Annotated in this window: 24 protein-coding genes; 18 read left to right on the top strand and 6 right to left on the bottom strand. The window is 64.0% G+C overall.

Translation table 11 applies throughout. From position 1 onward, the window contains the following. Positions 1–108: 108 nt before the first annotated feature. Positions 109–2,742 (bottom strand): excinuclease ABC subunit UvrA, encoded by a 2,634-nt coding sequence (locus tag N792_RS06595; RefSeq protein WP_036193674.1) that lies wholly within the window; start codon positions 2,740–2,742, stop codon positions 109–111. A gap of 244 nt (positions 2,743–2,986) precedes the next feature. Between N792_RS06595 and N792_RS06590 the strand changes: the two genes are divergently transcribed. After that, complete coding sequence (locus N792_RS06590; RefSeq protein ID WP_036193673.1) at positions 2,987–3,289, top strand: putative quinol monooxygenase; 303 nt, start codon at positions 2,987–2,989, stop codon at positions 3,287–3,289. Positions 3,290–3,760: 471 nt separating this feature from the next. Next, complete coding sequence (locus N792_RS06585) at positions 3,761–4,384, top strand: tyrosine-type recombinase/integrase (RefSeq protein ID WP_036193672.1); 624 nt, start codon at positions 3,761–3,763, stop codon at positions 4,382–4,384. Positions 4,385–4,837: 453 nt separating this feature from the next. Here the strand turns inward: N792_RS06585 and N792_RS06580 are convergent, their stop codons facing one another. From N792_RS06580 to N792_RS06560, 5 genes are all read right to left on the bottom strand, one after another. After that, complete coding sequence (locus tag N792_RS06580; RefSeq protein ID WP_224743835.1) at positions 4,838–5,230, bottom strand: Wadjet anti-phage system protein JetD domain-containing protein; 393 nt, start codon at positions 5,228–5,230, stop codon at positions 4,838–4,840. A 245-nt stretch (positions 5,231–5,475) separates the two neighbouring features. Beyond that, positions 5,476–7,308, bottom strand: a complete 1,833-nt coding sequence (locus N792_RS06575; protein ID WP_036193670.1) for a 2Fe-2S iron-sulfur cluster-binding protein — start codon at positions 7,306–7,308, stop codon at positions 5,476–5,478. Further along, positions 7,305–7,997: a PepSY domain-containing protein gene (locus N792_RS06570; RefSeq protein ID WP_036193669.1), complete on the bottom strand. Its 693-nt coding sequence runs from the start codon at positions 7,995–7,997 to the stop codon at positions 7,305–7,307. The genes N792_RS06575 and N792_RS06570 overlap by 4 nt, the downstream gene beginning before the upstream one ends. A gap of 75 nt (positions 7,998–8,072) precedes the next feature. Further along, positions 8,073–10,790, bottom strand: a complete 2,718-nt coding sequence (locus tag N792_RS06565; protein WP_036193945.1) for a TonB-dependent receptor — start codon at positions 10,788–10,790, stop codon at positions 8,073–8,075. Between the two features lie 109 nt (positions 10,791–10,899). After that, positions 10,900–11,310, bottom strand: a complete 411-nt coding sequence (locus tag N792_RS06560) for a CopL family metal-binding regulatory protein (RefSeq protein ID WP_036193667.1) — start codon at positions 11,308–11,310, stop codon at positions 10,900–10,902. A 150-nt stretch (positions 11,311–11,460) separates the two neighbouring features. Between N792_RS06560 and hutC the strand changes: the two genes are divergently transcribed. The 16 genes from hutC to N792_RS13765 all read left to right on the top strand — a co-directional run. Continuing rightward, a complete protein-coding gene (gene hutC / locus N792_RS06555; protein ID WP_036193665.1) occupies positions 11,461–12,186 on the top strand; it encodes a histidine utilization transcriptional repressor HutC in 726 nt (241 codons plus the stop codon). Positions 12,187–12,197: 11 nt separating this feature from the next. Continuing rightward, entirely contained in the window at positions 12,198–13,889 is a 1,692-nt protein-coding gene (gene hutU, locus N792_RS06550; protein ID WP_036193944.1) for a urocanate hydratase, read from the top strand. A gap of 7 nt (positions 13,890–13,896) precedes the next feature. Continuing rightward, positions 13,897–15,441, top strand: coding sequence for a histidine ammonia-lyase (gene hutH / locus N792_RS06545; protein WP_052103585.1), 1,545 nt, complete (start codon positions 13,897–13,899; stop codon positions 15,439–15,441). Between the two features lie 4 nt (positions 15,442–15,445). Beyond that, the gene (gene hutG, locus N792_RS06540; protein WP_036193664.1) at positions 15,446–16,354 is read left to right on the top strand and encodes a formimidoylglutamase; all 909 of its coding nucleotides are present in this window, start codon (positions 15,446–15,448) and stop codon (positions 16,352–16,354) included. Between the two features lie 114 nt (positions 16,355–16,468). Then, on the top strand, positions 16,469–16,873 hold the full coding sequence (locus tag N792_RS13975; RefSeq protein WP_156969323.1) for a CopL family metal-binding regulatory protein: 405 nt from the start codon (positions 16,469–16,471) through the stop codon (positions 16,871–16,873). A 134-nt stretch (positions 16,874–17,007) separates the two neighbouring features. Then, positions 17,008–18,858, top strand: a complete 1,851-nt coding sequence (locus tag N792_RS06535; RefSeq protein ID WP_036193662.1) for a copper resistance system multicopper oxidase — start codon at positions 17,008–17,010, stop codon at positions 18,856–18,858. 5 nt (positions 18,859–18,863) lie between these two features. Then, on the top strand, positions 18,864–20,003 hold the full coding sequence (locus tag N792_RS06530; protein WP_036193942.1) for a copper resistance protein B: 1,140 nt from the start codon (positions 18,864–18,866) through the stop codon (positions 20,001–20,003). A 13-nt stretch (positions 20,004–20,016) separates the two neighbouring features. Beyond that, positions 20,017–20,763: a c-type cytochrome gene (locus tag N792_RS06525; protein ID WP_036193660.1), complete on the top strand. Its 747-nt coding sequence runs from the start codon at positions 20,017–20,019 to the stop codon at positions 20,761–20,763. 18 nt (positions 20,764–20,781) lie between these two features. Then, complete coding sequence (locus N792_RS06520) at positions 20,782–21,294, top strand: nuclear transport factor 2 family protein (RefSeq protein ID WP_036193658.1); 513 nt, start codon at positions 20,782–20,784, stop codon at positions 21,292–21,294. Between the two features lie 14 nt (positions 21,295–21,308). Beyond that, complete coding sequence (locus tag N792_RS06515; RefSeq protein WP_224743837.1) at positions 21,309–21,833, top strand: DUF411 domain-containing protein; 525 nt, start codon at positions 21,309–21,311, stop codon at positions 21,831–21,833. A 69-nt stretch (positions 21,834–21,902) separates the two neighbouring features. Beyond that, on the top strand, positions 21,903–22,253 hold the full coding sequence (locus N792_RS06510; RefSeq protein WP_036193941.1) for a four-helix bundle copper-binding protein: 351 nt from the start codon (positions 21,903–21,905) through the stop codon (positions 22,251–22,253). A gap of 173 nt (positions 22,254–22,426) precedes the next feature. Further along, positions 22,427–22,810, top strand: coding sequence for a copper homeostasis periplasmic binding protein CopC (gene copC, locus N792_RS06505; protein WP_036193654.1), 384 nt, complete (start codon positions 22,427–22,429; stop codon positions 22,808–22,810). A gap of 10 nt (positions 22,811–22,820) precedes the next feature. Next, a complete protein-coding gene (gene copD / locus N792_RS06500) occupies positions 22,821–23,750 on the top strand; it encodes a copper homeostasis membrane protein CopD (RefSeq protein WP_036193652.1) in 930 nt (309 codons plus the stop codon). A gap of 99 nt (positions 23,751–23,849) precedes the next feature. Beyond that, positions 23,850–24,062: a Sec-independent protein translocase subunit TatA gene (tatA, locus tag N792_RS06495; protein ID WP_036193648.1), complete on the top strand. Its 213-nt coding sequence runs from the start codon at positions 23,850–23,852 to the stop codon at positions 24,060–24,062. A 154-nt stretch (positions 24,063–24,216) separates the two neighbouring features. Then, positions 24,217–24,774, top strand: a complete 558-nt coding sequence (locus N792_RS06490) for a DUF411 domain-containing protein (RefSeq protein ID WP_191150458.1) — start codon at positions 24,217–24,219, stop codon at positions 24,772–24,774. A gap of 44 nt (positions 24,775–24,818) precedes the next feature. Continuing rightward, on the top strand, positions 24,819–25,263 hold a 445-nt coding region (locus tag N792_RS13765), incomplete at its 3' end, for a YHS domain-containing protein (protein WP_156969322.1).

The following is a 25,263-nucleotide window of genomic DNA, read 5'->3' as shown; positions in this document are numbered from 1 at the left end:
TACACGTTCCGGTCTGCCCACTTGGATCGCTCGCGGCCACTCCCGGCCAAGAGCGGACGTAAGGCTGGGAAACCACCTTTGCCAGAGGGAAATCGAGCAGCACCTCAATCAGCGTGAGGACAGCGCGCGCTGGAGGTAAGGCGCTGTGGCCCCGACGCCCGCGCTCGCTACGTCCTGCGGCACGCCCTCGGCGACGATACGACCACCCTTCTCCCCGGCGCCCGGGCCTACGTCGATCATCCAGTCGCTGTCGGCGACGACCCGCATGTCATGTTCGACGACGACCACGGTGTTGCCTGCGTCGACCAGTCCATGCAATTGCACCATCAGCTTGTCCACGTCGAAAGGGTGCAGTCCAGTGGTCGGCTCGTCGAGCACGTACAGCGAGTCGCCACGCTGACTGCGCTGCAGCTCGGTGGCCAGCTTGATGCGCTGGGCCTCGCCGCCGGACAGTTCCGTCGCAGGCTGCCCGAGCCGCAGGTAACCCAGGCCAATGCCGTGGAGCAATGCCAGTGCACGGTGCACGGGCGCTTCGTCGGCGAAGAACGACAGCGCCTCGTCCACCGTCATCCCCAGCACTTGGGCGATGTTGCGCCCGTTCCACTCGATTTCGAGGGTCTTTTCGTTGTAACGCTTGCCGTGGCAGGTAGGGCATGGCGCGTAGACGCTCGGCATGAAGAGCAGTTCGATGCTGACGAAGCCTTCGCCCTCGCAAGTGGGGCAACGCCCCTGCGCCACGTTGAAGGAGAAGCGACCCACGCCATAGCGGCGCGCCTTCGCAGCGCGCGTGGCCGCGAACAGCTTGCGCACATGGTCGAACAGGCCAGTGTAGGTCGCCAGGTTGGACCGCGGCGTGCGGCCGATGGGCTTCTGGTCGACGTTGACCAGGCGGCGGATGGCGCCCACGCCCGCTCCCAGGCGGCCCGCAGTGCGCGTTATTGCGTCGGGCAGCGGCATGTCGTCGCTGCTTTCCTCCACCGCCGGCTCGTGGCCGAGGTGCTCGCCCACGAGTTCCACCAGCGCCTGGCTGACCAGGCTGGACTTGCCCGAACCGGACACGCCAGTGACCGAAGTGAAGGCCCCCAGTGGGATCCGCACATCGAGGCCATGCAGGTTGTTGCGTTGGATGCCGAGGAGCTCGAGCCAGCCTGACGGGTGCCGAGGCGTGCGCCGACGCGTCGGAACGGCGTCGAACAGATAGCGCCGCGTGTGCGACGCCTCGATGTCGCGCAACCCCAGGGGCGGCCCGCTGTAGAGCACGCGGCCACCATGCTGGCCTGCATCCGGCCCCACGTCGACAAGCCAGTCGGCGCGGCGCAGCGTATCCAGGTCGTGCTCGACGACGAACAGGGTGTTGCCGGCCGCCTTGAGCTGGCCCATCACCGCGTGCAGGGCTTCCGCATCGGCGGGATGCAGTCCTGCCGACGGCTCGTCGAGCACGTAGACCACGCCGAACAAATTGGAGCGCACCTGCGTGGCCAGGCGCAGCCGTTGCAGCTCGCCCGAGGAGAGCGTGGGCGTAGAACGGTCCAGCGCGAGGTAACCGAGGCCCAGCCCCTGCAACGACTCAATCCGCCCGATCAGGTCGCGAGTGATGCGTTGTGCTGCGATCCGCTTCTCCTCGGACAGGTTCGCGGTGCGCCGCACGTCCGTGCCGCCGGTATGCGGCAATCCGCCGGCGGCCACGCGACGGGCGATGTCCTTGCGTCCAGCGGCGCGGCTGCGCGTGGCGGTGGCAACTGGTGTGTCGAACCGGCCCTTCGCCGCCGGCGCGAGGAGTTCGGCGATATCAGCGAGCGGCAAACGCGACAAGGTGCCGATATCCAGCCCGGCGAATGTGACCGACAGCGCTTCGCGCTTGAGGCGGCGACCGTCGCACGTCGCGCACGTGGTACCGGACATGAAGCGCGCGACACGCTTCTTCATCAGCGCGCTCTGCGTGTTGGCGAAGGTGTCCAGCACGTAGCGGCGCGCGCCAGTAAAGGTGCCCATGTAGCTGGGCTCGGTTTTGCGGCGCAGCGCCGCGCGCGTTTCAGCAGGAGTGAAACCCGCGTACACCGGAACCACTGGCTGCTCGTCGGTGTGCAGGATCCAGTCGCGGTCCTTCTTCGGGAGCTCGCGCCAGGGTTTGTCGACGTCATACCCCAACGTCACCAGGATGTCGCGCAGGTTCTGCCCATGCCAGGCCGGCGGCCAAGCTGCGATCGCCCGGTCGCGGATGGACAGCGACGGGTCGGGGACCATAGCCTCGTCCTTGACGGTGTAAACGTAGCCCAGCCCGTGGCAGGTAGGGCAAGCACCCTGCGGCGTGTTGGGCGAGAAATCTTCCGCATACAGCATGGGTTGCCGGGGCGGATAGGTGCCGGCGCGCGAATACAGCATGCGCAGCAGGCTCGACAGCGTGGTGATGCTGCCCACGGTGGAGCGGACATTCGGCGTACCGCGCTGCTGCTGCAGCGCGACTGCCGGCGGCATCCCGTCGATGGCGTCGATGTCCGGTACGCCCACCTGGTCGATCAGGCGCCGCGCATAGGGCGACAGCGATTCCAGGTAGCGCCGCTGCGCCTCGGCATAGAGCGTGCCAAAAGCCAGCGAAGATTTGCCCGATCCCGAGATGCCGGAGAACACGACGATTGCATCCCTCGGGAGGTCGACATCGACATCCTTGAGGTTGTGTTCGCGCGCGCCTCGCACGTGCACGAAGGCGTCGAACCCGACCGGCGACGGGGGCTGGTGTGGCATGGGTTCGCACTCCCGCAGATTGGTGACTATCGTAACCTTGCGTCCGCCGTCCCCGTGAAGGGGGGGGTTGGGTCATCCTTACGACGTCCTAACACATCGCTCCACGGATGCGACTAGGTTGTCAGGCAGTAGCGGCCAACGGGCCAGGCGCGCCGCTCCATTGATTTTTTGGCTCAATCAATTTCCAGGCTCCCAGGTAAGTGAGGGGGCGTCGTTACTCCGTCGCAGCAACAGGAGACAGCTCATGGTCAAGGTCGCGCTATTCGTTCGCCTCGAAGCGAAAATCGGCAAGGAGAAAGAAGTCGAAAGCTTTCTCCTGAGTGGTCTGCCACTCGTCATGGACGAGCCCGGCACGACCGTCTGGTTCGGGATTCGCCTCGGGCCAACAACCTTCGGCATTTTCGATGCCTTTTCCGACGATGCGGGCCGGGAGGCCCATCTCGCCGGTAAGGTTGCGGCGGCGTTGATGGCCAAGGCCGGGGAACTGTTCTCCGAGCCACCGACCATCGAGAAAGTCGACGTGCTCGCGGCAAAGCTACCCAGCTAGGCATGTCGGGCAAGACGCCACTCGGAGCCGCCTTCGGGCGGCTTCGTTGTTTGCCCAACCAAGTCATTGCCACGCCCTCCCTTGCCCCAACGTCCGACATCCATCGCACGGCTCGGCGGCAAGCAAGCCGTGCCTCGGAGATCACTGATCTCTTTGGCGGTCGCCCCGCACGCGGGCTCGTTGATCGACTTCTGCGCGACCTGCGTTGGATGTCCACGTTGCCTGCTGCAATTCCCTGGCCTCTCAGTCGTTGGCTCCGTCGAGGGCCAAGGCCGAAGCCAGAGGCCTCGACGATTCCAGCCCGCTGTGGAGCGGGACTTCGCCCAACGCGTTTCCACACGGCATGGCGCTGCGACTGTGACCCGCGTGCTCGCAGGGATTGCCTGAGTTGTCGCTGTCCGCTTCGGGTCGCATCACGCCTTGTTTCTGAGTCCAAGAGAAGCCTGACCCCCCCCTCAACAGGAGTTGGTCATGGCAATTCTTCACACATCTCAGCACCACGAGCCCTGGAACAAGGGCAAGCTGATCGGGCAGAAGGCCCCCCTCAAGCTGAAAGACATCTGGGCTATTCGCATTCGCCTTCAGCTCGGCCACAAGGTCCGTGACCTCGCCCTCTTCAACCTGGCGATCGATTCCAAGCTACGCGCCTGCGACTTGGTGAAGCTTCGGGTATCGGATGTCTCCCATGGTGGTCAGATGGCATCCCGCGCCATGGTGATGCAGCAGAAGACCGGACGACCCGTCCAGTTCGAGATCACCCAGTCGACTCACAAGGCTGTGCAGGCCTGGATTATCCATGCAGATCTGAAGGCCTCGGACTTCCTTTTCACCAGCCGAGTGTCGGACTCACCTCACCTTTCGACGAGGCAGTACGCCAGAATTGTCCATCGTTGGGTGGAAGAAGCTGGCCTAGAGTCGGGCTGCTACGGCACCCACACTATGCGCAGGACCAAAGCATCCTTGATCTACCGACGCACAAGGAACTTGCGTGCGGTACAGCTGCTTCTCGGCCATACGAAGCTGGAAAGCACGGTGCGCTATCTCGGAATCGAGGTCGATGACGCCTTGGAGATCGCCGAGCAGACGGATGTCTGAGTCTCCAAGCCGTCCTTTGGCCTAACAAGTCGAGGAGCGGCCATGAGCCGACGTCCGCTTTGGGTCGGTAGCTGCCCTTCCCCACCCTCGATAACGCTCCCTAATCCCCTCACCGACCTGCAGCGGCAAAGACACGGCGCCTTCTCTGTCAACCCAATTATGCAAAAACCGCCGAATTTCCATAATTATGGAAATCCCGCTCGGCATGCATAATCGTTGGTGAGATGCTCGAAGAGGTGCCTCCTACTTCCCCACAGCCCGTTTTGACGCTGCTGTTCTAGCCCCGATAGCCATCCCTAACCGCCAGCGTTCAGACGCGTATCCGCTCCGGGTTCGATTGGTGACAGGCCTGTCACCGTCGTTTCGACGAACTCTCATACTGGTGGCCCCTGCCTGTATAGGAAAGAGAGTCCAGTCAAGGGCTGGTACTTGGGATAGTGCCGTTGGGATCAGCTAAATCAGGCTGGGCAAGATCACACCCACACGTTCTTGTTCAAGAGTCAGTGCGGGCAGTCGATCGAAGGTTGACCAGCCTGCCCTGATTGCTGCAGCCCTCATGGCATCCCGCGTCGAATCCTTCACTTCGTTCCCCCGACCATCCAGCGTGATATCCATCAGCCAGGGCTGAAGCGACACGCTTGCCGGCATCGCGATCTCCTGCAGCCGTGCCGCAATCCGGAACCCACCGACATCGATGTCACCCCAGTGATGAAACACCATGCTCCGCGGCAGTTCACAGGTTAGTGCACGGAATCCTGCCACCCATGCCGGCGACGGCATGCCTCCGGTGAACACCACTAGCCCATCGTCTCTGCCCCGAAGCGCTTCAGCCGCTTGGTGGAACAATTACCGCCTCGCCCGAGTGAAGCTGGCCGCAGCCACTGCCGCGAATGCCGGCAGCGTACCCGGGTCATTGGCGGCGTTGCCGGTGACCGGGTGGGAGCTGAAGCGGGCGATGACCAACCACTCGAAGCGGGGTCGCGCCCATGACGGCATACGACCCCACTGTTGACTCGGTTCGCCGATTGCATCGGCACTGCCCAAAAGGGAGTCACCGACACAACGGCCACACGTGAGAACTCCCCCGCCCGCTAGATCTTGAAATCATCGTAGGCAACCTGTTCCTCGGCGATACCGAGACGAGCCAGCAGACTACGGGTGGCGGCAAGCATCGCCGGGGGGCCGCAAAGGTAGAACTCGCAGGACTTCAGATCGGGATGATTCTGCAACAGCCCTTCATCGGTGGCTTCGTGCACCAACCCCCTGATCAAACCCGCGCCATGCTCTGCGGCTTCGGACAGCACCAGGTGCCATGTGAAGTTCGCATGCTTCCTGGCCAGCGCTTCCATCTCCTCGACATACGGAGCCTCCCGCATGTTGCGAGCGCCGTACCAGAAGTGGATGCGTTCCTCCGCGCCGGATTCAAGAAGCGAATGCACCATCGCCCGCAGGGGCGCCATACCGGCGCCGCCGCCAATGAACACCTTTTCCTTCGCTCCGGGCTTTATCGCGAAGTCACCGAATGGACCGCTGAAGCAGACACGATCGCCCGGCTTCAATGAATAGAGATAGGTCGACCCCTTGCCGGCAGGCTGTTGCTTCTTGCCCTGCCGTCCGGGACTGAATCGGGCGAGCAGGGTCACATTCCCGCCCGCCTTTTCCACCGGAAGAGACAGCGAATAGGAACGGCGAACCGGCTCCTTGCAGACCAGATTTTCGGGCAGACTCAGACTGGACCAGTCTTGCCGGTGGAGCTCCGGGTGATCCAGGTCGTTCCGTTGCAGGCGGTAACCGGGAACATGGACCTGCAGATATGCGCCAGGCTGGAACTCCGGCCCCAGCGGCACCTCCGGCGCAAGCACAAACTCGCGCAGGAACGGCGTCACCGCCGTGGCGCTGACCACCGTCGCGACACGTTCCGTCCACAACGCGGCACCTCCGGCCACCTCGATCTGGCCGTCCGATGTCACCGGCAGGTTGCAGGCCAATCGATAGCCCGACCTGAGCCGGGTCGCGTCAATATGCATCCGATCGGCGCTGCTTGGCGGCGGCGCATGACCGCGCACGCGCACCACGCACAATCCGCAACTCTGGCCTCCCCCGCAGTTGGACGGCAACTGCAGTCCGTTGCGTCCCAGCGCGAGGTACACCGTGTCACCGGAGTGGGACTCCACCGAGCGCAACTTGCCCCCGTCGGCGCCGTACACCGTCAACTCGCGACGTGGCCGCCAGCGGGCCGGAATGAACTCGCCAAGGCGGAAGCTGGCGAAGAACAACCAGATGCCCGACAACGCGAGCCACAACCCGCCCGCACCGGCCATCACGATCAGCGGGTTGTTGAAATCCTGCTGTCTGGTGTAATCCATGAAGTGCAGCATCATGACGAAATCAAACAGTCGCCACGTATCGTTGCGACGCTCCAGAATGGTTCCGTCCTGCCCTGACACATACAACGTGGTCGCATCGTCATCGGAGAACGCAACGCGCCATATGGGCCCGGTGTGGCCACGCACCTCCCATGTGTTCTCCTGCATGAGTTCCGGCGACGCGGGGCGTCCATCACCCACGTAATCCCGCGCCGCAATGGCGGCGACATCCGCCGCCGTCACAGGCACCGAGCTTCCATCCCGGATATCCGCAAGCCAGCTACTCACACCATCGCTCAGGCGATAGACCGGCTCCGCGGCCAGCCAGTGGGTCTCGACCATCTGGACGGGACGACTCTCCCTGGCAACGATGACTGCCGGGGAGATCTCCGCTTCCGGCCACGGCAGGGCCTGAGCTGCAGGCGCGAGGTGGTGCTGATTGTTCACGGTCGCGGTATCCAGCAGACTCATAACCAGTCCGCTTGCCGCCCAGATCACGAATTGCAGGCCGATGATCAGGCCGACCCATTTATGCAGTTTCTGAATCCAGGGAGTCATGCCGCCGACCTCCTGCGAAAGCTGTAGAACAGCAACCACACCCCGCTGAGCATGAACAGAAGGGCCACGGAGGCGGCAACGCGCAACAACGTGTTGTTGACGTCCGAGCGCTGCTCATAATCCATGATGTGGAGCATCCAGAGGAAGTCGAACACCCGCCAATACGTGTGCCGGGTGGCCAGCAGGTTTCCCGTTTGTGGCGAGAAGTACAGAGCGGTATTGCCGCTGTCGCCGAATCGCGCCTGCCACATCGGCACCGGTCGGGTGCCCACCTCCTGTGGTGCCTTGTCGAGCAACTGCAACGATTCCAGCGGCGCATCGCCCTGATAGGCCGACAACGCCAGTTGCCGCGCCTTTTCCTCGTCGATCGGCCCGCTCAACCGGCCAGTGACCGCATCAACCAGGTCCACGCCACCGGCATGGTGGACTTCATAGATCGGCTCACCCAGCAGCCGCTTGAGGCGGAAGCCGTTCATTGCCGGATACCTTGCAGCGATGACGGCAGGATCGACCAGGTCGCCCTGTTTCGGGAGCGGCTCCGCCGCTACGTGATTGAGGTGGTCGCCATGGATGAAGTCGATCGACATGGCGGTCATGTACAGCCCGCCTATTGACCACAGCAGCGCCTGCACGCCGATGACCAAGGCGATCCACTTGTGAGCCCGACGGGCCCAGAATGCGGGTTTCATAGTTGATTCCTGACGGATGCCGCGAAGAAGGGAACGTCACCCCTCCGGCTTGGTCGCCGGAGAGGGTTGAGCCGGTCACCAGCGGTAGGTGAGCTTCGCGTTCCAGCGACGACCGAGCAGGTCGTAGGTCATCGTGTCGGTGTTCGCATCGGTGTAGCTCTGGATGAATGGAGCCTTCTTGTCCCAGAGATTGTCGATACCAAAAACGATGTCGGCGGACTTGTTGAACGAGTACTTTGCCTGGGCGTTGTGGTAGCTCAAGCTCGACACGTGGTCTCCGATGTCGCCCCTCGACGCGTTGATGTCGTCCGCCGAACCGATGTACTGGATGCTGTAGGAACCCGACCACGGCCCCTGCTCCAGAGTCAACGATCCGAACGAGCGCCACTGGGTATAGCTACCGCTGCCCCCGGTAATCTTGCCGGCGTACTGGATCTCTTCTGCGGACGGGAACGGACGGACATCGTAGTTTTTCAGGTATGACGTATCGATGCTGAGGCTCGCCCTCATCCCAGCCAAGTCGAATTGGTACAGGGCGCCGATATCGATGCCTGACACGCGCTCACTGGCCGCATTCACGGGCTGGGCAGACAGGTAATCGATCTCGCCGGTGAGCGAATTGCGGGTGAAGTTGGACGCGCTGCAAAACTGATGGGCCAGCCCGGGTGTGTTGTAACAAACTGCCAATTTGGTGGACCCGGGAATTCCCTGAATCGCGTTGTCAATCTTGATGTTGAAATAGTCCAGCGTAAGAGTGAGGTCGTCCACGAATGTGGGCATCCAGACCGCACCAACCGTCAGCGTTTCCGCATCCTCCGGTTCCAGATTGGGATTGCCGCCAACCGTGGTCTGGATCGCCTTGCCCAACTGCGTAAAGCCCACTGGCACGCCCGATGCCTGGCAATTTTGATAGACCACCGAGGAGGAAGGCAGGTTAGCCCAACCGCTGCAGGGATCGGTGGTAGTCAGGCCCCCTTCCGAAACGCCGCCAAACAGCTCCGGCACATTGGGGATACGGAACGCCGTTGAATAGTTCGCGCGCATTTTCAGCGATGGCACGAGCTCCCAGTCCAGACCGACCTTGTAGTTGGTGTCTGCCCCGAAGATGTCGTAATCGGAGTAGCGAAACGCCGTGTTCAACGTCACAGACTGCGCCAGGAACTTGTCGCGGAGGAGCGGGATCGCGATCTCCACGAATGCCTCTTTCGCGGTGTATTCGCCAGCAATGGGATCCTGCCGGTTGGTGTTGGCCATGCCAAGCACGGTCAGCGGATCCGGGTTGCGCCACCCGCTTTCACGGCGGACTTCCACACCAGTCGCCATGCCCACCCAACCGGCAGGCAGCTCGAACAGCTGACCACTCACGTTCGCGGTGAAGCTCTTCTGCTCGTTTCCACCTACGTCGCGCGAGGTGTACAGAATGTAATCGAGCACCTCTTGGGAGACATCGCCGTATCCTAGGTAATCACCGCACGGGACGGCTGCACCCGGTGCATTGCTGCACAAGGACGTGTCCATGGTGTCGTCGAAGCGATCCAGGTTGGCGACTTTGGTGGAACCGTCGTCGCCCGTGTTGCGGCCCCAATTGATCGCCATCGACCAGTCCCAGTAGGTCCCGATGCCACCCTCCACCCCGAGTACCGTGCGAAACGTGTTCACGTCCTGATAGAACTCGCGGTTGCCGCCTTCTTTCAGGCTGCGCCGCTGCAACACGATGTCCTGTCCGGTGGGGTTGGTTGGATGATCTGCGGCGATATCGATTGCGCGATAGATCCCGAGCGTGCCAGGCGTCGCCAACTGATCCGACTGGCGGTTGGTGTACATCAGCTCGGCGAAGCCCCGGACATTGTCCGTAAGTGCGTAGTCGCCGAATGCGCTGAAGCTCAATCGCTTGATCGGGTTGACGGCATTGAGCGCCGGATATGCATTCTGGTTGTGCTTCTCCGGTGAATAGGCCTCGTAGAAGTCACCGTCCCCGTTGGGGTCCTGGTTAAAGTTGATGCGCGTGCCATCGGGCAACAGCGCACGACCACCGATGGTGCTGGAACTTCCCACGCATTCGAGTTTCCCGTCGACTTCGCCCAAGCCGCAGGCAGCCCGATCCGCCATGTTGACCGTGCCACTTTCGGAGTAGTTGATGGCGGCCATCAACGAGCCTCGATCCGAGTTCACACCCCACGCCACATCCACGGCACCTTCTTCGCCGTCCTGCTGGAACGTCTGGCCATAGCGGATGGATGCCTCGACCCCTTCGAAGTTCTGCTTGGTGATGATATTCACCACGCCGGCGACGGCGTCAGCACCGTAAATGGCGGACGCACCGTCTTTCAGTACTTCGATACGCTCGATCAGCGCCACCGGAATGATGTTGAGGTCCACCGAGCTGTTGGCTCCGGTACCACCATTCACGATCCGGCGACCATTCAACAGAACCAGCGTGCGGTTGATGCCCAGCCCGCGCAGGTTGACCTGCGTCGTCCCGTAGCCGTTGCCCGCCCAGTACGCGTTGGTCTGGCTGCCTGCAAACCCCGCCGATGCAGGCAACCGCTGCAACAGGGTTTCGACGGAAATGGCACCCGAGCGCTCAATGGTTTCGGCATCGATGACGGTTACCGGGCCAACGCCCGAGATCGCCGCACGCTTGATGTGGCTGCCGGTAACCGTCACCGCATCCAGCGTGGTCGCTTTTGACGGCGTGCTTTCGTCCGCGGACTGGGCGGATGCGTTGGCAATGATGCCGGCGGACAGCAACGCGCCGATCGCCAGCGCGAGATGGTTGCGCTTACAGAACATGATGAACTCCCCAAACAGTGATTTTCTGAACTTGTCGGCACGATCCGGGGCGGCTTTGACAACCGGAACCCGCAGCGAAGGAGGCCGCCACATGGGCAGCCGGACAAGGTCAACCGATGGGAGGTCGAAAGAGTGAGGACGCTACGCCTTTGCGAGCGGCGGTCAGGTCACCGGAGACTGGCACGAAGCCGATCCAGAGCGTATCGACATGCGGAATGCCTCTGGCCAGCGCAAAGGTACCGAAGCCGCAAGCGCAGTCGCACCCGGTTTCACTGCAGTCGCAGTCCTCGTGCATGGCGTCCGTGGGGACCGGCGCAGTCGTATCTGCGTGATCCTGATCCAGTACCGCAACCGTATCCATATCCGGTCCATGGCCTGCGGCTTCGTGCCCGCCAGTGGCGGCATGGCCGTGATGAACTGCGCCAGCCGCCATCGCGCTCTTTTGCCACGCCATTGCGGTGCCGTCGAGGCAGAACGCCAGGACGATCAGGCAACGCAGCAGTAGCGGGAGATGACGCATCGGAATACGGCGATCCTTCGGTTGTCTATACCACCAAGTACCACGTCCAAAGATCGAGTGTCAACTGGATTTCTCTATGGAATCTCCAGACCCCTGCGAATGGTTTCGGCGTGTCTTCCACAAGATGTATAGACATGCCATGCTGAGTTCATGGAAAAGCCACAGCCCGAATACGCAAAGCTGAAGCAGTACATCCTCGGCCAGATCACCAGTGGCGTCTGGCCGCCGCACAGTCGGATCCCAAGCGAGAACGATCTGGTGCTCCAGTTCGGCGTTTCACGCATGACCGTGAACCGTGCGATCCGCGAACTCAGCGACTCCGACGTGGTCCTCCGGGTGCAGGGCGTGGGGACCTTTGTCGCCGTGCCGAAAGTCGAGTCGCCGATGTTCGAGGTCCGCTCGATCCGCGACGAGATCCGCGCACGCGGGCAGCTCCACGTGGTCAGCGTTCTGGTGCGCGAATCGATCGAGGCGCGTGCGCCCTTGGCACGGGAGTTTTCCCTGCCGGCGGGCAGCGAGCTGTTTCATTCGCGGTTGCTTCATCTGGCCGATGGCAAGCCTCTCCAACTCGAAGACCGCTTCGTCAATCCCGCCAGCGCGCCGGAGTACCTCCAGGTCGATTTCACCATCGAGACCCCGCACGAGTACCTGACCCGCACGGCACCGCTTGAGCGAACCGAACACACGATCGAAGCCGAACTGGCCAACAAGGGCACCGCCAAGTTGCTGCAGATCGTCGCTGGCGATCCGCTGCTGACCCTGAGCCGGCGGACCTGGTCGCGCGGGCGGGTGGCCAGTTTCGTACGTCTTGCACACCCCGCTGCCAACTACCGCTTCGTTGGCACTTTCCACGTGGGCAACGCGCCCCATTCCTAATGGAGTTATCGATGGACACTGGCCTCAGTCCGGCGGTTCCGGGCCCGCGCACCGTGCGCAGTCCGCGGGGCACCGCGTTGTCGTGCAAGTCATGGTTGACCGAAGCGGCCTACCGGATGCTGCAGAACAACCTAGACCCCGAAGTCGCCGAACGTCCCGACGAGTTGGTGGTCTACGGCGGCATCGGCAAGGCGGCACGCGACTGGCCCAGCTTCGACCGCATCCTGTCATCCCTGCGGGCACTAGAAGCCGACGAGACCCTGCTGGTCCAGTCGGGCAAACCGGTGGGCGTGTTCCGGACCCATTCCGATGCGCCACGGGTCCTGCTGGCCAACTCCAACCTGGTCCCGCATTGGGCGACCTGGGAGCACTTCAATGAGCTCGATCGCAAGGGGCTGATGATGTATGGCCAGATGACGGCCGGCTCATGGATCTACATCGGCTCCCAGGGCATCGTGCAGGGCACCTACGAGACCTTTGTCGAACTGGGCCGCCAGCACTACCAAGGGGACTGGTCGGGCAAGTGGATCCTCACCGCGGGCTTAGGGGGGATGGGCGGTGCCCAACCACTGGCGGCGAGCCTAGCCGGCGCGAGCTGCATCGTGATCGAGTGCGAGGAGTCGCGGATCGATTTTCGATTGCGCACCCGTTACCTGGATCGAAAGGCCCACTCCATCGACGAGGCGCTGGACATCGTCGAAAACGCCACGTCGCCGGTGTCGGTGGGCCTGCTCGGCAACGCGGCGGAGTTGCTGCCCCGTTTTGTCGAACTAGCCCGGCAAGGGCGAGCCACACCGGCGGCGGTCACGGATCAGACCTCGGCGCACGATCTGATCAACGGATACCTTCCCTCCGGCTGGTCGACGGCGCAGTGGCAGGCCGCGCGCATTGATGCTTCCGCGCACAAAGCGCTGCAATCGGCCGCCGCCGCTTCGTGCGCCGAACATGTGCGCGCGATGCTCGATTTCCACCGCATGGGCGTGCCGACGATCGACTACGGCAACAACATCCGCCAGGTCGCTCTGGAACAAGGCGTCTCGGACGCGTTCGACTTCCCCGGCTTCGTCCCAGCCTGCATCCGGCCGCTGTTTTGCCAAGGCAAAGGGCCCTTCCGCTGGGTGGCGTTGTCGGGGGATCCCGAAGACATCTATCGCACGGATGCCAAGGTCAAGGAGTTGTTCCCCGACGATGCCCACCTGCATCACTGGCTCGACCAGGCGCGCGAGCGCATCGCGTTCCAGGGCCTGCCGGCACGCATCTGCTGGCTCGGCCTGGGACAGCGCCACCTCGCCGCCCTGGCGTTCAACGAGATGGTGCGCACCGGGGAGTTGAAAGCGCCCGTAGTGATCGGCCGGGACCATCTGGACTGCGGCTCGGTGGCCAGTCCAAACCGGGAAACCGAAGCGATGCGCGATGGCTCCGACGCGGTGTCCGATTGGCCGCTGCTCAACGCGATGCTGGCGGTTTCGGGAGGCGCGACATGGGTGAGCCTGCACCACGGCGGCGGCGTCGGCATGGGCTTTTCCCAGCACTCCGGTGTGGTGATCGTCTGCGACGGGACCGAGGAGGCCGACAAGCGGTTGGCCCGTGTGTTGTGGAACGACCCCGCCACCGGCGTCATGCGCCATGCCGATGCCGGCTACGACGAGGCACTGACGTGCGCCCGTGACAACCAGCTCAACCTGCCCTCGATCATTGGATGACCAGCCCATGCCCATGCTGACCCCCGGACAGATTCCGCTGTCCCAGTTGCGCTCCATTGCCAGGCAGTTCGATCCGGTTTCCCTGCCGCCCACGGCAAAGACCCGGGTCGACGAGGCTGCCTGCACGGTCGCGGCCATCGTCGCCGCCGGCGCTCCGGCCTATGGGATCAATACCGGATTTGGCCTGCTTGCCAGTATCCACATTCCCTCCGACCAGTTGGAACAGCTCCAGACCAACCTCGTACGCTCCCATGCCGTCGGCGTGGGGTCCTTGCTGGACGATGACACCGTCCGCTTGATCCTCGCGCTGAAAATCGCCTCGCTGGCGCGCGGGCATTCCGGCGTGCGCTGGGAACTGCTGGAAAGCATGGTCGGGCTGTACAACGCGCAGGTCTGGCCCTGCATTCCGGCCCAGGGTTCGGTCGGCGCGTCCGGCGATCTGGCCCCGCTGGCGCACCTGACCCTGGCCCTGATGGGCGAGGGATCGGTCCGCATCGACGGCGAAGTCCTGCCCGCCGATGAAGGCTTGCGTCGTGCCGGCCTGACGCCGATCCAGCTGGGCGCCAAAGAAGGCCTGGCGCTGCTCAACGGCACCCAGGTGTCCACCGCCATCGCCTTGGTCGCCCTGTTCCGGGCCGAGCAGGCATTCGCCGCCGCGGTACTGGCCGGCGCCTTGACGGTCGATGCCGCCCGCGGCTCGGACACGCCCTTCGATGCGCGCATCCACGCGTTGCGCGGACAGCGCGGCCAGATCCACGTCGCCCGCCTGTACCGCGACCTGCTCGACGGCAGCGCCATCCGTGAGTCCCACCGGACCGGGGATCCACGCGTGCAGGATCCATACAGCCTGCGCTGCCAGCCGCAGGTGATGGGCGCGTGCTGGGACCTGCTGGGGCAATCGGCCAACACCCTGTGGATCGAGGCCAATGCGGTTTCCGACAACCCGCTGCTATTTCCCGACACCGGCGAAGTCCTGTCCGGCGGAAATTTCCACGCCGAGCCGGTCGCTTTCGCGGCCGACCAGATCGCCATCGCGACCTCGGAGATCGGCGCGCTCTCCGAGCGCCGCATCGCGCTGCTCGTTGATGCCCACCTGTCGGGCTTGCCGGCATTCCTGGTCGCAAACCCGGGCATCAACTCCGGTTTCATGATTGCCCACGTGACGGCGGCAGCACTGGCCAGCGAGAACAAGACCCTGGCGCATCCGGCCAGCATCGATTCGATGCCGACATCGGCTAATCAGGAAGATCACGTCAGCATGGCCACGTTCGCAGCTCGCAAGGCAGGCGATGTGGCGATCAACGTGCGACGCATCGTCGCCATCGAACTGCTGGCGGCCTGCCAGGGCATCGACTTCCTGCGTCCGCTGCGCTCCTCCGCCCGTCTCGAACAGGCCTTCGACCTGGTGCGATCCGTCGTCCCCCGGTATGACGAGGACCGCTACTTCGCTCCCGAAATTGCAGCGGCCGATACCCTGATTGCCAGCGGCCGGCTCGCCGAGTTGGTGCGCACGGAATTTCCGGACCAGAAAGACCGACTGAAGGACTTATGAGCCGATGAAAAACTGGCACGGTCGAATCGATGACGAAGCGGACCCGGAAACCTTCCGCTGGCATCAGGTCGTGCGCCCCGTGGAGCGCCACGCCGAGCCGGGCATCGCTCTGCTGGGATTTGCCAGCGATGAAGGCGTGCGCCGTAACCAGGGTCGGACCGGCGCGGCACAAGGCCCGACGGCGCTGCGACAGGCACTGGCCAATCTGCCGGTCGCCCACTCGCGCCCGTTGTATGACGCTGGCGACATCGCCTGCACCGACGGCGACCTCGAAAGTGCGCAACAGCGCTACGCCGACCGCATGACGGAGCTGCTCGCGGATGGCCACTTCCCGGTCGGCATGGGTGGCGGGCATGAAATCGCGTTTGCCAGTTATCTGGGACTGGCAAACAGCCGCGATGCCGGACGCATCGCCATCGTCAACCTGGATGCGCACTTCGACCTGCGCGACAGCCCGGTCGCCACCTCCGGAACCCCGTTCCGTCAGGCCATCCAGCACGCCGAAAAGCATGGCATCGCGCTGGACTACGTCTGCCTCGGGGTCAGCAACGCGTCCAACACGCGCCGCCTGTTCCACACCACGCGCGAGACCGGCACGCGGTTCCTGATGGATCAGGACATGACGTTGGCAAACTCAGACGCGCAGGTCGAACGGCTCCTGCAGTGGCTGCAACCAGCCGACTCGATCTACCTGACCATCTGCCTGGATGTCCTTCCCCATGCGGTGGCACCGGGCGTCAGCGCTGCCAATCCCCGGGGCGTGGCCATGGAGGTGCTGGAGCCGTTCATCGCCGCCACGCTGGGCACGGGCCGCGTGAAGATCTGCGATATCGCGGAACTGTGCCCGCCACTGGATCGGGACAATGCCACGGCCCGGGTCGCAGCCCGCCTGATACACGGCTTGGTGCAGTGAACACCCATTCACCGGCGGCTTCGCTGAGTATTCCGCGGCACTCCCGGGCCGCAGTCGAACGGCGGTTCATGGAATATCTGACAACGTCGGCGTGTTCTGGTTAAAGTAACCGACATGTCGCCCCAGCACCTGCTACTGCGTGTCCTGCTCTGCATCGCCCTGATCCTCAATGGATCGGGACTCGCGGTGGCGGCCACGCAGATGCATGTGCAGCATGCCGCCATGGCCGGTTTGACACCGGATTTACCGTCCGATCCAACCGACGGTGCGACCTGCATGGAGCATTCGACGTCGGCAGCTTCCGCGGCCCAAGCGCCGTTGTCTGGCGACCATTCCGCCGCTGCGGATTGCTGCACAGGCGCGGCATGCGATGTCGCCTGCCCGGCAGGGCTGCTGGCGACGTTTACGGCACCGGCCCAGGGGTGGCGCATCGCTCCGCAGATCTTGGCCGTGCGTCCGGCCTTGGCCGACCATCCGGCCCCCGCGCTTCACAACCGGTACCGACCTCCGATCGGTTGAGTCGGGACGCCGTTATCCGGCGTCCGCTTTTGCCTGCCTGACAACGCGCCACCACCGGCGCGGAGGCAGCAGAAGGCGAAAGGTTCCGCCCTCTGGGTGGAGTCCCGACTTTTCCGAATTCACGGAGTGTTTCCATGTCCACCGATTCTTCCGGCCTCCCCCCGGCGGCACCCTCTCGACGTCGTTTTGTCACCGGCCTGGCCGTCGGCGGCCTCGCTGCCGGCATGGGGCTTTGGCGCTTGCCGGCGCTGGCCGCCAGCGGCGCTGCCCAGCCGTTGCAGACCCTGAGCGGCACCGACTTCGACCTGACCATCGGCGAGACGCCGATGAACTTCACCGGTGCCACGCGCCCTGCGATCACAGTCAACGGATCGATCCCGGCGCCCCTACTGCGCTGGCGCGAGGGCACCACGGTCAACCTGCGGGTCCGCAATGCCCTGCCCCCCGGCTCGATCCATGGCGACCAGGCGTCGATCCACTGGCACGGCATCCTGCTGCCGGCCGACATGGACGGGGTGCCCGGGCTGAGCTTCAACGGCATCAACCGCGGCGAGACCTACCAGTACCGCTTCAACGTCGTGCAGGGCGGCACCTACTGGTACCACAGCCATTCCGGCTTCCAGGAGCAGGCCGGTCTCTACGGGCCGCTGGTGATCGAGCCGCTGGAGCCCGAGCCCTTCGCCTATGACCGCGATTACGTGGTCATGCTCAGCGACTGGACCGACCTCGATCCGAAGCGCCTGTTTGCCCGGCTCAAGAAGCGGTCGGATTTCGACAACTTCTCCAAGCAGACGGTTGGCGACTTCGTCGACGACGTGAAGCAGCACGGCCTGGCCGCCACGGTCGAAGACCGCAAGATGTGGGGCCAGATGCGGATGACGCCGACCGACCTGTCGGACGTCAACGGCAACACCTATACCTTCCTCATGAACGGCACGACCTCGCTGGGCAACTGGACCGGGCTGTTCCGGTCGGGCGAGAAGGTCCGCCTCCGCTTCATCAACGGGTCCGCGATGACGTACTTCGACGTGCGCATTCCGGGCCTGAAGATGACCGTGGTCGCAGCCGATGGCCAGTACGTGCATCCGGTCACGGTCGACGAGTTCCGCATCGCCACCGCCGAGACGTTCGACGTCATCGTCGAACCCACCGGGCAGGATGCGTTCACCATTTTCGCGCAGGACACCGGCCGCACCGGCTACATCAGCGGCACGCTCGCCGTCAGAGAAGGCTTACGGGCGCCGGTGCCCAACGTCGATCCCAAGCCGCTCCTCACCATGGACGACATGGGCCACGGCGGAATGGGCGGCGGCGGTCACGACATGTCGTCGATGTCCGGGGGTGCGATGGCCGGCGGGGCCATGGCCGGAATGGACCACAGCGGTCACGACATGTCGTCGATGGCCGGAGGCGCGACAGCCGGCGGGAGCATGGCCGGCATGGATCACGGCGCCGGCGGGATGCAGGAACACCCTGCCAGTGAAACCGGCAACCCGCTCGTCGACATGCAGACGATGGCGCCGGCGCCCAAACTGGATGATCCGGGCATCGGCCTGCGTGACAACGGCCGCCGAGTGCTGACCTACGCCGACCTGCGCAGCACGTTCCGCGACCCGGACGGGCGCGAGCCCGGGCGCACGGTCGAGTTGCACCTGACCGGCCATATGGAGCGCTTCGCGTGGTCGTTTGACGGAGTGAAGTTTGCTGATGCAGAACCGCTGCGCCTGAACTACGGCGAGCGCCTGCGGATCGTGCTGGTCAACGACACGATGATGTCGCACCCCATCCACCTCCACGGCATGTGGAGCGATCTCGAAGACGAGTCCGGCAACTTCATGGTGCGCAAGCACACCATCGACATGCCGCCGGGCACCAGGCGCAGCTACCGGGTGCGCGCCGATGCGCTCGGCCGCTGGGCCTACCACTGCCACCTGCTCTACCACATGGAAGCCGGCATGTTCCGCGAAGTGCGGGTGGAGGAATGAACGCCATGATCCTTTCCAGTCGTCACCCCCTGGCCATCGGCCTGGTCACCGCACTGTCTCTTACCGCTGGGCTCGCGCCGGCGTGGGGCCAGGAGACGGATCACGCCTCGCACCATCCGGAAGCGAAGCCGGCTCCAGCTGCGACACCATCGTCACCCAAGCCTGTTGACCCACACGCCGGCCACCAGCCGACTCCGACAGACACGAGTTCCGATGATCACGGGGCCATGGACCACGGAAACATGGACCACGGCACCATGAAACACGGGGCTGCGGACGCCGCCGATGGCGAGCATTCCACGATGGACCACTCCACGATGGACCACTCCACGATGGATCACTCGGGCATGGATCCCTCCGCCATGGACCACACGTCCATGGGCCATCAGCCTGGTGCCAGCCAGGACCTCCCGGCGACGGCGGAGCCGCACGAGCCCATTCCTGCCATCACCCCGGCCGATCGGGCCGCGGCGTTCCAGGACCTCGACGCGCACGTGCTGCACGGCGAATCGATCAACTCCTACTGGTCGCTTGACCGGCTTGAGGCGTGGAACGCGGATGAGGACGGCACCGGCATGGCCTGGGAAGCGAAGGGCTGGGTCGGCTCCGACTTGAACCGGCTCTGGCTCCGCAGCGAGGGCGAGCGTGCGGGCGGATCCACCGAGTCGGCGGATGTGGAAGTCCTGTACGGCCGGGCCATCGCCCGATGGTGGGATGCAGTCGCCGGTGTCCGCCATGACTTCGGCTTTGGCGGCGGCCCGTCGCGCACTTATGCCGCGCTCGGCGTCATCGGTCTTGCCCCGTACAAGTTTGAAGTCGAAGCGACCGCCTACCTCGGCGAGTCCGGCCAGGTCGGGCTTGGGGCGGAAGCCGAATACGAAATGCTATTCACCAACCGGCTGATCGGCCAGTGGCTGGTCGAGGGCGAGGCCTGGAGCAAGGACGATCCGGCGGTTGGAATCGGCAGCGGACTGAGCAAGATCGAAGCCGGTTTCCGGCTGCGCTACGAGTTCCATCGGCAGTTCGCTCCCTATATCGGCGTGGTCTGGGAGCGCGCCTACGGCGGAACGGCGGACCTCCGTCGCGCGCAGTCCGGGGACATCGACGACACCCGGATCGTGGCCGGCGTTCGAATCTGGTTCTGACGGGAGAACGCACATGCAATCGAAAACACGTCAGCGTGTTTGGCTGATCGCGGTTCCCCTGATCGTCGCGGTGGGCGCGGTGGGCTTCGTCTGGGGGGGCGTGTACAACGTGGCCGCGGATGACATGCACACCAGACCCGTGCATTTCCTGCTCGAAACCGCACGCGAGCGCTCCATTCTGACCCGTGCGGGGAGGGTGGAGGTGCCTTCAGGCCTGGACGAACCGGCGCGGATCGTGCAGGGCGCGGGCAATTATGCGGCGATGTGCGCAGGCTGCCACCTGGCTCCGTCGATGGCCGAAACCGAGATGAGCCAAGGCCTGAATCCCGCCCCGCCCGACCTCAGCAAGTACGAGGTCGATGCAGCCAAAGCGTTCTGGGTGATCAAGCACGGGATCAAGGCCAGCGGCATGCCGGCTTGGGGCAAGAACATGGACGACGAGTACATCTGGAACATGGCCGCGTTCCTTCAGTTGCTGCCCACGCTCGACGCAGCTGCGTACAAGGAACTGGTCGACAGCAGCCAGGGCCATGCGCATGGCGGCGGCGAGACACAAGGCGACGGCCATGTCGACGCGGCGGCCGAGGATCACCCTGCCCCGTCCGAACCGGCCAACAACGCCATGCCGCACACACCCCCGCCCGGCGTGGACGACGATCACCACGGCTCCATACCCGGCGACGCAGAAGTCGGGATGGTGGAGTCGAACCCTGCACCAGACACGCCCGAAGCCGGTGACGGCCATACGCGCACCCATTGATTTCCCGGAGTACACGCGATGAACGCAACAGCAACTTCCTTCACCCTCGCCCTTGCGCTGGCCGTCGTATCGCCCGCAATGGCGCAGGCGACACAGACGCATGCACAACATCACCCCGCCGCCGCGGCATCCGCGGACGTGGACGTCCCGGCTGCCGCAGAGGCTGCCGTCGCCGTGGCGGAACGGTTCAACACCGCCCTGTCCAGCGGCGACCTGTCCACGGTCGAAGCCCTACTCGCACCCGACGTCCTCATCCTGGAATCCGGAGGCGCGGAGCGCAGCCGCGAGGAATACATGGGGCACCACGCAGTCAGCGATGCGGCGTTCCTCAAGGGCGCCCATCGCCAGCTACTCCGTCAGCGCGCACGAGCCGCTGGCGAGTTCGCGTGGGTCGGAACCGAAAGCGAGCTGCACACCCAGAAGGACGGCCAGCCACTGACCGTCCAGAGCACCGAGACGATGGTGCTGAAGCAGACCACGGACGGCTGGCGGATCGTCCACATCCACTGGTCCTCGCGGACCAAGCGCTGAGTGGAGAAGCCGAAATGAATGCTTACAGTTTTACTCGACTGGCGTGGGTGGCCTTTGCGGTCGCCGGCCTGGGTGCCTGCACCCAGGCCGCTACACCCACGCAATCCAACAGCGCGCCCACTGCACAGGTCGCCCCGGGAACACCCGACACGACTCCAGCAGCCCCGCCACGCATGACCGTCCACAAGACCCCGACCTGCGGGTGCTGCGGTGCCTGGATCGACCACGTGCAGAAGGCGGGCTTCACCGTGGATGTGCACGACATGGATGACCTGGGGCCGGTCAAGGAGCGGCTGGGTGTCCCCTATGCAAAGGGCTCCTGCCACACGGCCGAGATCGGCGGATACGTCATCGAAGGCCACGTCCCGGCCGCGGACATCAAACGTCTCCTCGAAGAAAAGCCGGACGCACGCGGCCTGGTCCTCCCAGGGATGCCGCTTGGTTCTCCCGGCATGGAGGTTCCGGAGGGGCGCCAGCAGCCGTACACGGTCGAACTGGTCCATCACGACGGAACCACCGCACCGTTCGCACAGCACTGATCCGTCGCAGCAACAGGGGCGGTGTTGCGGGCGCGCCGATTCTCGTCCGCGAGGAAGCAGGAGAACCACATGACTCACCATTCCGCAGCACACCGGTCCCAGGCCATGAACGAGTGCATCGACATCTGCACGCAGTGTCATGAGATCTGCCTGGAGACCATCAACTATTGCCTGACCAAAGGAGGTGCCCACGCGGCCCCAGAGCACATTGCACTACTTGCGACGTGTGCCGATATCTGCGCAACCAGTGCCGACACGATGCTTCGCGGTGCCAGCGCTCACGACGTGGTTTGCGGTGCCTGTGCGGAGATCTGCCGCCAGTGCGCCGATGCATGCGACGCCATGAACGACCCTGAGATGACGCGTTGCGCCGAAGTTTGTCGCCGTTGCGCGGAAAGCTGCAGCGCCATGGCGGCTTGATGCGTCGAGGATCCCGCCTGAGCAGGCGGGATCCTCATCTCGCGAAACCGGTGGTATCAAAAGCCGACCAACCGCGGTTTGGGTGACAGCCCGACATCTAACGCTTGTCGGATCCAACACAGCACGGCCCCGAACGGGGCTTTGCATCACATTCGCAATGAGGATTTATCCCTATGAAGTCGTCAAACCTCCTTCGCTCCCTTGCGCTCGTCCTCGCGATTGCGGCTGGGCAGTTCTCGCTGCAGATCGCGCACGCCCACGCCGCGCTGCAGCAGTCCACACCGGCGGCAAATGCGGTGGTGGCCTCGCCAGCCCAGATCGATCTCGTCTTCAACGAAACCTTGCTGCCGCGGGCGTCGCGTCTCGAGTTGCTCATGAAGCACGGCAGTTCCACCATGCCGATCGAGAATTTCACGACCGAGATCGTCAACAACGGCAAGACCCTGCGTGCCAAGTTGCCTCGGCCGCTGGCTCCGGGCGTCTATACCGTCGAATACCGCGCCGTTGGAGGCGACAACCACCCCATGACGGGCAATTTCAGCTTCACGGTGCGCTGAGGAGCCACAAATGTTCGACCTGTCGGCTTATGCACTGAGATTCCTGGAATACCTTGTTCTCATGGTGCTTTTCGGGGTTCCACTGTTCGGTTGGTACGGTTCGCGTCGATCGGCACTCGCCGACGCCTTGGCCGGGTGGCCACTCATGGGCGTTCTGTTGGTGAGTGCCACCGTCGGTCTCGTGCTCACCGGGGCCGATGTCGTCTTCAAGACCGCGGGCATCATGGGAATGCCGGTCGCCGACGTTGATCGCGGATCGCTTGGCTGGTATCTGCTCGAGACGTCCGCGGGCCGGGCAGCGATTGCGAGAGGCGCGCTGCTGCTCGCCCTGATGTTTGTGCTCGGATGGCATCGTCGCCGCGGGAAGGTGGAGCTCGCCTTCCCGCTGGCGGCGACGCTGGCGGGCGGCGCACTCGCTTCGCTGGCATGGAACGGCCACGCGGCCGCTGGCGAGGGCGTGGCAGGCGCGGTCCGGCTTGCTGCGGGCCTCGTCCATCTTCTCGCGGCTGGCGGCTGGATCGCAGCGGTCCTGATGTTCCTGGGGATGCTCCTGCGCGGCAAGGAGGCCTCCGGCAGCGGGCGTCTGCGATCAACGCATGACTTTCTGCATGGATTTTCGACGCTGGGAACGATTTTCGTTGCTGCGCTCGTCGTGTCCGGCATCGCGCACTACGGGGATCTCACCGCGTGGTCATTTTCTTCGCTGCTGCAGAGCACCTACGGAAACCTGCTGCTGTTCAAGCTTGCTCTGTTCGGTGGAATGCTGGGCCTGGGCGCGCTGCACCGATGGACGCTGGTGCCGCGCCTGGGACGGGCGCTGACCAGCGGGGATCCTGCGCAGGAGGTGCGCGCCTTGCGACAGAGTGTGGCGGCAGAGGCCGCACTGGCCACCTTGATCCTGATTGTTGTTTCAGTACTCGGGACACTCAGCCCTGTGTAGCAATTGCAATTGATGCGAACAGTTGAATCCTCCAGGCGCACAGGAACCACTCGACGTATCGGTTCCGCCTTTTTATCAACCATTGGGGCGAGCTTATCCATGGGAAGTTTCAGTATTTGGCATTGGCTGGTCGTACTTGCGATCGTGGTGCTCGTGTTCGGCACCAAGCGGCTGAAGAACGTTGGTCAGGACATGGGCCAGGCGATCAAGGGCTTCAGGCAGGGTGTCAGCGATGACGTCGCGCTACCGGGCCGGTTGCGCGACGACACCCGAGAGAGGGGCAGCCACGACGACGAACGGACTCCGCGCTGAGCGCGGCCCCGGCTTGGACTGCTTCGCCGGCAAGTCCAGTCCCGACAACCATGCAGGTCATGATCACCAGCACTGAGTGAAGCACGGGGCCTTCCACAAGGCCCCGATCGTTCCCCGGCAGCCGTCGCGCCAAGCCACTCACCGAGTACTACCCATGAAACGCAATCAACTCGTCTTCGTCATCCTCGCGCTGGCCTCTGCACATGCAGTTACGGCATGCGCCGGCGCACCTGATAGCGGTATCGCCAGCAAGTCGTCTTCGACACCTGCACTCGCAACCCACCCCGCCCCGGACGCTCCCGTACAAAGTCCAGTACCCGCCCAGTCAGCCCTGCCTTTGATGGTCGTCAGCAAGAGCCCCAATTGCGGCTGTTGCCAGTTGTGGGTGGAGCACATGGAACACGCCGGCTTCACGGTCCAGGTTGTGAATACCAACAACGTGAATGCAATCAAGGAGCGGGTGGGCATTCCGTATGGCAAGGGCTCCTGCCATACCGCGGAAGTGGACGGCTATTTCGTCGAAGGCCATATCCCGGCGGATGACATCAAACGCCTGCTGACCGAGCGGCCCGAGGGCAAGGGGCTGGTCGTGCCGGGCATGCCGGCCGGCTCACCGGGGATGGAGCTGCCCGATGGCCGCGTCCAGCCCTATGTCGTCGAGCTCGTCGCTTACGACGGCACCACATCCGCGTTCGCTCACCACGCGGATTGACAGATCAATCAATCTCAAGCCATTGCCATCGTCACGGAGGATGCATGAACACCCATCATCACCACACGGACTCCAACAACCTCGGGGATCACATTCACGCCGCTGAGGGAACCACCGTTACCGATCCGGTTTGTGGCATGCAGGTCGATCCGGCCCGAACCGCCCATCACGCCGAGCATGAAGGGGTAACGCACCATTTCTGCTCGGCACGTTGTCTGGAACGCTTCGTGGCGGATCCGGCCAGATATCTGACCCGGCAATCCGATGACTCCCCGGTGCCGGCACCGGCAGGGACGATGTACATCTGCCCGATGCATCCGCAGGTGCGCCAGGAAGGCCCCGGCATCTGCCCGATCTGCGGCATGGCACTGGAACCGGAAATGCCGGGGCTGGACGACGAGGACAATCCGGAGCTGCTCGATTTCAGCCGCCGTTTCTGGTGGACTTTGCCAGCCACAGTAGTGGTAACGGTGCTGGCGATGTTTGGTC

This window comes from Lysobacter concretionis Ko07 = DSM 16239, from assembly GCF_000768345.1.
In the GTDB taxonomy this organism is placed as follows: Bacteria; Pseudomonadota; Gammaproteobacteria; order Xanthomonadales; family Xanthomonadaceae; genus Novilysobacter; species Novilysobacter concretionis.
The sequence above is the reverse complement of the archived record's forward strand: the minus strand, read 5'-3'. Positions and strand labels throughout refer to the sequence as shown.